The 9,007-nt window shown below is 67.4% G+C and carries 9 protein-coding genes and 1 pseudogene; 2 read left to right on the forward strand and 8 right to left on the reverse strand.

What is annotated here, in order from left to right; translation table 11 throughout:
* The first annotated feature begins 432 nt into the window (after nt 1-432).
* Nucleotides 433-1,206, forward strand: coding sequence for an SDR family NAD(P)-dependent oxidoreductase (locus H7290_RS12375; protein ID WP_290514322.1), 774 nt, complete (start codon nt 433-435; stop codon nt 1,204-1,206).
* A 111-nt stretch (nt 1,207-1,317) separates the two neighbouring features.
* On the opposite strand, the gene H7290_RS12380 is transcribed toward H7290_RS12375, so the two are convergent.
* The 8 genes from H7290_RS12380 to H7290_RS12415 all read right to left on the reverse strand — a co-directional run bounded on the left by H7290_RS12380 (nt 1,318) and on the right by H7290_RS12415 (nt 8,049).
* A complete protein-coding gene (locus tag H7290_RS12380; protein ID WP_290514323.1) occupies nt 1,318-2,052 on the reverse strand; it encodes an SDR family oxidoreductase in 735 nt (244 codons plus the stop codon).
* Nucleotides 2,049-2,408 (reverse strand): nuclear transport factor 2 family protein, encoded by a 360-nt coding sequence (locus H7290_RS12385; RefSeq protein ID WP_290514324.1) that lies wholly within the window; start codon nt 2,406-2,408, stop codon nt 2,049-2,051. Before H7290_RS12385 ends, H7290_RS12380 begins: the two co-directional genes overlap by 4 nt.
* Before the next feature lie 60 nt (nt 2,409-2,468).
* On the reverse strand, nt 2,469-3,290 hold the full coding sequence (locus H7290_RS12390) for an SDR family NAD(P)-dependent oxidoreductase (protein WP_290514325.1): 822 nt from the start codon (nt 3,288-3,290) through the stop codon (nt 2,469-2,471).
* Nucleotides 3,291-3,614: 324 nt separating this feature from the next.
* Nucleotides 3,615-4,775 (reverse strand): thiolase family protein, encoded by a 1,161-nt coding sequence (locus tag H7290_RS12395; protein WP_290514326.1) that lies wholly within the window; start codon nt 4,773-4,775, stop codon nt 3,615-3,617.
* The gene (locus H7290_RS12400) at nt 4,772-5,185 is read right to left on the reverse strand and encodes an OB-fold domain-containing protein (RefSeq protein WP_290514327.1); all 414 of its coding nucleotides are present in this window, start codon (nt 5,183-5,185) and stop codon (nt 4,772-4,774) included. Before H7290_RS12400 ends, H7290_RS12395 begins: the two co-directional genes overlap by 4 nt.
* A gap of 244 nt (nt 5,186-5,429) precedes the next feature.
* On the reverse strand, nt 5,430-6,188 hold the full coding sequence (locus H7290_RS12405; protein ID WP_290514328.1) for an SDR family NAD(P)-dependent oxidoreductase: 759 nt from the start codon (nt 6,186-6,188) through the stop codon (nt 5,430-5,432).
* Nucleotides 6,185-6,568, reverse strand: coding sequence for an EthD family reductase (locus H7290_RS12410; protein ID WP_290514329.1), 384 nt, complete (start codon nt 6,566-6,568; stop codon nt 6,185-6,187). Before H7290_RS12410 ends, H7290_RS12405 begins: the two co-directional genes overlap by 4 nt.
* Before the next feature lie 344 nt (nt 6,569-6,912).
* Nucleotides 6,913-8,049, reverse strand: coding sequence for a phosphotransferase (locus H7290_RS12415; RefSeq protein ID WP_290514330.1), 1,137 nt, complete (start codon nt 8,047-8,049; stop codon nt 6,913-6,915).
* 718 nt (nt 8,050-8,767) lie between these two features.
* On the opposite strand from H7290_RS12415, the pseudogene H7290_RS12420 reads away from it, so the two are divergent.
* Nucleotides 8,768-9,007 (forward strand): annotated as a pseudogene (locus tag H7290_RS12420) (NADP-dependent oxidoreductase); the annotation flags it as partial.

The following is a 9,007-nucleotide window of genomic DNA, read 5'->3' on the forward strand; positions in this document are numbered from 1 at the left end:
CAGCGCTCGGCGGCTGGGTCCGCGAAGGACGCCTGGCCTTTCGAGAAGACATCGTCGAGGGCCTCGCTGAGCTCGGCGCCGGCTTCGCCCGCCTCTTCGCAGGCTCCAACCAGGGCAAGATGATCGTGCAGCTGTGATGCCCGGAAACCCAAGCGGAGCAGCACGCCGTGCCGCCCGAGACGTCAGCCTGGAGGTCGTCCCCCGAGCGGCAACAAGGCCGTCGGACACCGCGTCCGCGCACCCGACTCGGCGCCGCGCACCTCGACTCGCCCGGCCGACCTCCCTGGCCTGTCCCGCTGGACCGGCGGCGGGTCGAACACCGACCACTGCGGGCGTGTCTCACCCCCTGCCAAGGCCCCGAGACGAGAGACTGGATCTGGGGTCAACTGTACGCCGTATCGTGTTACTTCAACGAGACCGAGAGGCACTTCCGTGCTCAAGGGCCTGACCGGCAAGTCCATCGTCGTCACGGGTGCTGGGGCCGGCATCGGCGCCGCGACATGCCGCCGCCTCGTCGCGGAGGGCGCGCAGGTCGTCGCAGCAGACATCGACCTGGCTGCCGCAGAGGCCATCGCCAAGGAGATCGGCAGCAACGCCGTCGCGCTGCGTGCGGACGTCAGCACGCCGGATGGGGCGGCGGCCTGCGTGTCGGCCGCGGTCGACGCCTTCGGGCGCCTGGACGCCTTCCACGCCAACGCCGGCGTCGAAGGCCGTGCCCACCTGGTGTCGGACTTCGACCTCGCGATGTACGAGCTGGTCTTCGGTGTCAACGTCCGTGGTGCCTTCCTCTGCGCCAGCGCTGCCCTCAGGCGGCTCACCTCACAGGGGGACGGCGGCGGCATCTTGTTCACGTCGTCACTGGCCTCGCTCCAGGGCACGCCCTCGATGGCGATTTACACCGCCTCGAAGCATGCTGTGCACGGGCTGGTGCGCTGCCTCGCTCGGGAGGTGTCGCCAGGCATCCGCGTCAACGCGCTCGCCCCCGGTGTCGTCGACACCCGGATGATGCGCTCCCTCGAGCAGTCCATGGGCGCGGCCGGCGGCACGGACGCTGCAACCCTGAGGGCCGGGCTCGAGGCCGCCGTCCCGATGAGGCGCTACGCCAGCGTGGACGAGATCGCGGCCACGGCCGCCTGGATCCTCAGCGACGAAGTGCCCTACGTCCACGGAGAGACAATCACCGTCGGTGGTGGCCTCACACCGTGACCCGGCGGGTCCCCGTTGCCGCCGGTCGGCCGGCACGGCAGGTCTTGGACGCACCCACCTGACGCGGACGTCGGGCTTCGTCAAGGCCAGAGGTCCCTCGTCCGGTGTGGCTCAGGCTCCCCGGTCTGTTGCTCCCACGAGGAGGAACCCCCCGTCGACACGGATCTCCTCACCCGTGATGTAGCGCGAGTCGTGCCCGACCAGGAAGCTCACGACGTCTGCGATGTCCTCGGGCTCCCCTGCGCGAGGTATCGGCAACGTGGCCAGGAGACGATCACGGCCTCCGTCCTCGTAGGCCTTCTGCGACCCAGCCGTACGGATGAGTCCAGGGGCTACTGCGTTCACCCGGATCCCCCTGGGTCCGAGCTGGACGGCCAGTTGACGCGTCAGCCCGAGGAGCGCGGCCTTCGTAGCGGGATAGAGACCCAGGTCGAACGGCGGGCAGCTCACGGCGATCGACGTCACGTTGACGATGGCGCCGCCCGGGTTGAACAACGGCAGCAAGTGCCGCACGACACGCCAGGCTCCGAGGACGTTCACGTCGAAGATGTCGCGTGCTCCGTCCTCTGTGCCCTCCTCGAACGTCTCCTGTCGCCAGTAGCCAGCGTTGTTGACGAGCACATCCACCGACCCGAACGTGTCGCGGAGCATTGCCGCGCACTGTCCCAGAGACTCGTCGCGCGAGACATCAGCGACGCACGCGGTGCCACCGACCAGCTCGGCCGTGCGCTCCGCTGTCTCCGCGACACGGTCCAGCGCGACGACGTGGTAACCGTCCCTGTTGACCCTCTGGGCGATGGCGAGGCCGATTCCCTGGCCGGCGCCCGTGATCACGGCGATCTTCATGCAACGTCGCTGGTGGCGCTTCGGTCGTAGATGATGTCCAGGTTGATGATCTTGCCGTTCTGGAACTGGAAGACGTCGACGACGGCGAACTCCACCTCCCGACCGGCCGGCGTGACGACGACGAGGTCGAGGAGCGCGAACCCGTAGTCACCGTCGACAGCGATCACGCGTGGTGTCGCCACATGGTGCGGGTATCGCTGGGGAACCCGCTGCCGGTAGGCCGCCGTCACCTCGTCGCGGCCGGTCACGCTCTCGGTCGACCAGTTGACAGTGCCGTCAGCGGCGAACAGGTCACCCAGGTCGTCCCACTTCTCGTCGTTGAGGAACCGGAAGTAGTTCTCGATCGCTTGCCTCATGAAGCTCCCTCTGGTGTCTGCATGGTGGATCGCTTGGCCTTGGCGAAGCGCTGCTGCGGTTTATGCCCCACCCAGCATCAGACCGCTGTCGCGCTGGTCAGCCAGCATGGGCGAGTGCTGCGCGTAGCCGCCGTCGGCCCGAATGACCTCACCCGTGATGAGGCGGGCAAGGCCTGAGGCCAGGAAGGCGACCACGTACCCCACATCCTCCGGCTTGCCCACGAGGCCCGTGTCGCTGTGGCGCGCGTACTTCTCGATCAGCTCCTCACCCATCGCGAGGGCCGGCGCAGTGAGGATGAGACCCGGGGCCACAGCGTTGGCTCGGATGCCCTGGTCCCCGAACTGCGAGGAGATGGACCGCACCAGCTGGTTGACCGCGGCCTTCGCGGAGCCGTACACGGTGAGGTTGATCTCCCCCACCAGTCCTGCAACCGACGTCGTGCAGATGATGCTGCCGCCGCCTCTGCGCAGCATGTGCGGGATCGCGTGCTTGCAGGTCAGTACAGCGCCCAGCACGATCGTCTCGAACTGCGTTCGCCAGCCCTCGACGGTGACCTCCGTGATCGCGGGGTCCCCTGGGTCGGCGAGCAGCGAGAGGTCCGCGGCCTGGCTGTGGAGGATGTCCAGCCGACCGTAGGTGTCGACAGCCCGACACATGAGGGCCACGACTTGTGCTTCATCACGCACGTCGCACTCGACTGCAACGGCGTCATAGCCGTCAGCACGCAGCTCCTCAGCACGGTCCTGCGTCTGCGCCACCCGGATGTCAGACAGGACGACGGACGCCCCGCACCTCGCGAGTGCACGGGCGCTCGCAGCGCCCATTCCCTGCGCGTCGGCGGCGCCGGTGATGACGGCGACCTTGCCGTTGAGGTCGATCACCGTCCATGTCCGTTCGACAGGTCCACGTCTTCGGCCCCACGCTGCAACCCAGCACTCCCGGAGTGGCTCAGCGCCGTCCCGCGCGGATCCCCCGTGGTCCAGGAGTTCGGATGGCCACGAACCCGCCAGATGGGGGTGGGCTCACCACTTCCGGCCAGTCCTCCTGCGGGTCTGCCACGATCCACGACTTCCTCCTCCATCGGAGCCATCGACAGGTCGATCCTCATCAGATCCTCGCCCTTCCTGTGATCGACGAATCGCCGCTCGTGACAGCCGTCGCTGTTCCTCGTCGCGCTGTTCCTTGTCGCGTGGTGGCCGACCAGGTCACACCGTGAGTACGGTGCAGGCGCTCGTCCCTGGCGTGCCGTAGACGTGAGTGAGACCGACCCTCGGTCCTCCTGGGACTTGACGGTCGCCCGCCCGCCCCTGGAGCTGGAGCACGACCTCGTGGACCTGTCGAAGTCCAGATGCCCCGACAGGCTCTCCGTTGGCAAGACAGCCGCCGTCAGTGTTCACGGGGATTCGGCCGTTCAGTCCGAGCTCACCACGATCGAGGAGCGACTGCTGCTCTCCGTGTTCACACAGACCAGTCTCCGCGAGGTGGATGATCTCCGCGCCGGCGTCGGTGTCCTGCAGCTGCGCCACGCCGACGTCTGACGGTGTGACACCAGCGCGAGCGAACGCCGCCGCGGCTGCGTCGATCGAGGGGCTGGCCTGGCCGGCACAGGGGGACAACCACGGCGAGAAGACCTCGAAAGAACCCAGCTGCCGAGTCCTCTTGGTGACTGCCGCGAGCATGACCGGCCGGCCGCAGAGGTCGGCCGCCCGGTCGGCGCGGGCGAGGACGACCGCGGCGGCGCCCTCGCTCGGCGAGCACAGCATGTACTGGGTCAGGGGTGCGTCGATGACGCGTGAGCTGAGGATCTCCTGCTCGGAGAGCACCTTACGCCGCCAAGCATCGGGATTGGCGGCTCCGTACGCGAACGACTTGGCAGCGAGCTGGGCAAGGAGGTCGTCCTTCAGAGCATGGACGTCGAGGTAGCGACGAGCCTTCATGCCGAAGTACTGAGGAGTGACCATCAGCCCGGTCTGTGCGTACCAGTCGCCGAACCCGTACTCCTCCGGCTTGGAGGCGAAGGCGCCACGAGGGTGCTTGTCGAACCCCACTGCGAGCGCGATGTCGGTCTCTCCTGCGCGGATGGCATTCGCAGCTGTCGCCAGCGCAGCGCCTCCGGTCGCGCACCCGTTGCGGACTGACACGAACGGAACCCCTGTCAGCCCGAGCGACGACACCATCGAGTCGGGCTTGCCAGACTCCTTGCTACCGCCCACCGCATATCCGACGTCACTCCAGGCAACACCAGCGTCTGACAGAGCCCGACGGGCGGCGTCGGCGCCCATGGCAAGACCGCTGTAGCTGGGTGCGTGTCGGCCGAAGGGCACCATTCCCACGCCGATGATGGCGACAGCTTCCTGTGCCGTCATGACCGCTCCTCTGCATGGAAGGCATAGGTCACGATCTGCTCCCCCGTGACGGCGGGCCACAGGTCAAGCAGGCTCAGCTTCATCGGCGTCCCGACCCCGAGGTCCTCGAGCTTCCCGGTGAGTCGACCCTCGACGATGACGTCTCCGAGGTCCACGTATCCGACACCGAAGGGCTTGAAGCCGCCTGCGGGCGCACGGTAGGGCGGCTTCGGCTCGAACGACTGGACCGTCCACGTCCAGAGCGTGCCGCAATCGGGAAGCTCGATCACCTCCATGATCGAACCATCGCCCCGCGGGCACTCGCCCTGAACGGGAAAGGTGACGGTTGCGCACACGGGGCACTTGGCTCCGGCGAGACGGGGCGGTTCGAGGGAGGCGAACAACGAGGGTTCGATGCTTGTGACGGCCACGGCTCTCCTACGGTTCGAGGGGCCCCGCGCGCCCGTAGCAGGCGCGCATCAGCCCCGGTGAGCTGGCGCATCGTCGATGCGCTCCAGGCAATGCGTCAGCGAAGGTGCCAGTTGGCCTCAGTCGATGGCGGTCCCGCCGTCCACCGACAGCAGCACGCCGCTGATCCCGGCGCCGGCGTCGGCGACCGTCCAGCAAGCAACACTTCGCGCTCCGTTCGTCGAGTCTCCCTTCCTGCCGCACGAGCTAGAAGGCGGTGTAACCACCGTCAACGGGGATGGCTGCTCCCGTCACATAGCTGGCAGCGTCCGAGATCAGCCACGCGACGACGTCTGCGATCTCAGCCGGCTCGGCCAGGCGACCCATCGGAGTGACGAGCTCCAACGAGCGGCGCGCGGCAGCCGGGTCATCGCTGCGGCCGAGGAACCTGTGGACCATCGGGGTGTTCACGAATCCGGGGCACACAGCGTTCACCCGCACTCCGGACGTCGCGTACTCAAGGGCCATCGATCGCGTGAGCCCGAGAACGCCTGCCTTGGAGGCGGTGTACGCCGAGAACCCCGCGCTCCCGACGAGGCCCATGATGCTGGAGATGTTGACGATCGCGCCGCCCTGCACGAGCAGTGAGGGAAGCGCCGCCCGCGAGACTGCGTACGTCCCGGTGAGGTTCACGCCGATCTGCAGGTCCCAGTCCCGGTGCGAGGTCTCGTGAGTCATCAGGGCCAGATCGGAGGGGGCACCTACACCGGCACTGTTGACAACAGCGTCGAGCCGCCCGTGCCGCTCGACGACGATGTCGACGAACGCCTGGACCTGCTCAGGGTCGCGGACGTCGACGGTCTCCATCCGGACGCCTTGGAAGCGGCTCTCCGTCCCCAGCGGCGCTAGGCAGAGGTCGCCCCCGCTCACCGTCGCGCCAAGCTCGCGCAGCTTGACCAAGGTGGCCGCCCCGATTCCGCTGGCTGCTCCCGTGACCAGAACGACCTTGCCGTTGAGCGGGCTCAAGGCTGCTGCGCCCAGACGAACGAGCCGGCGCTCGGCCGCGACGTGCCGGGGGTCATCGTGGCGTCGACGGGCGTACCAAAGCCGCTCAGCGCGGTGACCCCGAATCGTTCGTGCATCGAGCCGGCATCGTTCAACAGCTCTGCCCACTCGACGGTCTGCGTCGCCGCCGACAAGTCCTCGTGCGTCTCGAAGAAGAGCTCAGCAACCCGGTAGAACGCCGAGGGCATCTCAGAGCCGTCGGTGGCCAGGGTGAGGGTCAACCGCGTGGCGCCCGGAACCCGGGTCGCGTGCGGGACGTGGACCTCTGCGTAGTAGCGCTCGAACTCCCCGACGTCCTCCGGTCGGGGTGCCGACCAGCAGGAGACTGTCTTGACAGGCATGGCCGTTCCCTTCGTTCGATGTGTTCGGACTGGACGTCCACCACCGCCTCGTGGAGCCAGCAGCTCGCGGTCGCGTTGGGGTGGGCACACCGGTGGAACTGGCCATGCCTGGCGCGCATCGGACGACCGCCACGACCGACGCACCGGCGAGGTATTGCTTGACAGCGAAGAAGACTGTGGACAACGGCTTGGTCGACTGCTCCCACGACCTGGACAGGACCGCGGCTCCGGTCGGCGAAGGACCTCGGTGTCGAAGACACCGTGACCCGACCGCTCAACGTCGCGCGTGGCGATGTTCTCATCGAGCATGTTCGCGTCTCCACGTGATCGATCTCCCTGCCTCTTCAGTGCTGCTCGATCAGGCTGAGCAGATCCAGATCGACGATGGCGTTGGCGGAACGTTGCACCAACGGTCTGGCGAACCTGCTCGCACGCGCGTCGGAGAGATCGAGACTGCTCCCGATGACGATCGCGTACTCGAAGGGCCACAGCACAGCGAGGCGGTAGTCCTCCCAGCACTGCTCGACGGAGTAGTCACAGACGCCGAGCGAACGCAGTCGCGCGACGTACAGGGCTAGAAGGTCTCGCTCATGGTCCCTTCGCAGCTGTGAGTCCAGGTTCATGCTCAGGAAGTACGCCAGGTCGTGTGCGCCCTTCGACGTCATCACCGCTTGCCAGTCCAGGAGAAGGACAGGGCTCTGGTCCGGAGGAGCACCGAAGAGGATGTTGTCCAGCCGGCAATCCCCGTGGACCAGAGTCTGTGGGCTCCTGCCCATCGCTTCATGCAGCCGTGGCGCCGCGGCCAAGTACCTCGGTCCTGCTTCGATGATCTGGGGGCCGATGTCAGATCCGTACTCGTCGACGAACTTGTGCCATCCGCTTCGTGCCGCAGACAGCAAGCCGTCAACGTGGAGTTCTCCGTCGACGGTGGGAACCCACGACGTCTGTGCGTTGCGCCGGCCCCACCACTGAGCGTGCAGTCGAGCAAGGGCGGTGATGACGGCTTCCGCATCCCTGACGTCGCAGCCGACGGCCTGATCGCCCTGGCGGTACCCGCTCCCGTCATCGAGGAGCAGTACGAACTCACCCGTGGACAGTTCGATCTCCGCATGGAAGCACTGCGGAATCGAGTCGCCGAGGCCACCGGCCAGGTCGCGGAAGAAGCGCACCTCACGTTCGTGAGAGCGGAACCTGCGCGCCGTCGCAAGGTTCACCTCACTCAGGGAGGCGAACTTCGCGACGACGGAAGGCAAGGTGCCTGGGGCCTGGGTATGGGTCAGGTGCAGGCGCACGGTTTCGCTGTGCATGCCGAACCCGGAGGCCAGAGCCCCTCTCGAGAACGCCGAGACCCGAGAGGAAGCCTCGAGGGCTCGTGAGCCCACCAGGACCTCGGTCAGCCACCCGGCCGTCACGTCCCCCGCGCTGCGGGGAAACGACCTGTGGTGCTCGGTCGGTCGTGAGCCATCGACGTGAAAGATCACGTGGGGTCACCTGTCGCGGGGCAGAGACACGCCATCGGGACCGTGACGAGACGACCCGTGACAGCGGTCGGGTGGGACGGACCACCGTCGCGGCTCCGCCTTCGACTCGGTCGGTGTTGCACGGCCACCTCTGCCTCGACCGCCGCCGCCGGCGATGACTGGGCGCCGTCGACGAAGATCGGCAGGTCGACTCGCGAGAGGTGACACCACGGACTCTCGGGCGTCAGGACAGGCGTCACCGGAGTCGGCTTGAACGCGGGCATGCCCAGCCTCGCGTGGTCCACCGGGACATGCCCGTCCGGCTTCCGCAGAGCCCGTGCTGCGAGCGCGGGAGCAGTCACGCTGGCTCCTATAGGTTCGTGGTTGGAGCACTATCGTCTCCTCGACTGTAGTCATAGTCAAGAAACATTAACGAACGCGGCCCCGTCGAGACCAGGCCGACTCAGTTCGTGCGCAGGCTCACCCGGGGGGGCGACTCTTGACCCCTGACGCCACGGCCCAAGAAGGCAGCCGCACCACCGTGCACTCGCGCTTGCCGCCGAGCTCGGGGCCCTCGGACCCGAGCAGTCGGATGGAGAGGCTGTGGCACGATACTATCTAGATACCGTGCGTAGTTACTTATGCGCCGCGTCGTGTCTCGGGCCTCCTTGCACGGCCTGCACGACCCGCCCTACTGGAACTTCGCCTGCCCGACCCGCCCTCCTGGAAGCAGGCTCGCATGCACGCAGTCATCCTGGCCGCCCATCCGGACGGCCCCGTCTCGGCTCAGGACTTCGAGCTCGTCGATGTTCCGGATCTCGTGATCCAGCAGGGGCAGGTCCTGGTTCGAAACCTGTTCCTCTCCCTCGATCCCGGGGTTCGCCTCCTGCTGGGCGCCGAGGACGGCTACATCGCGCCTGTGCCCGTGGGAGAGCCTCTGGTGACCTTGGCTGTCGGTGAGGTGACGGCGTCGCGGCAC

The organism is Aeromicrobium sp. (assembly GCF_014378035.1).
In the GTDB taxonomy this organism is placed as follows: domain Bacteria; phylum Actinomycetota; class Actinomycetes; order Propionibacteriales; family Nocardioidaceae; genus Aeromicrobium.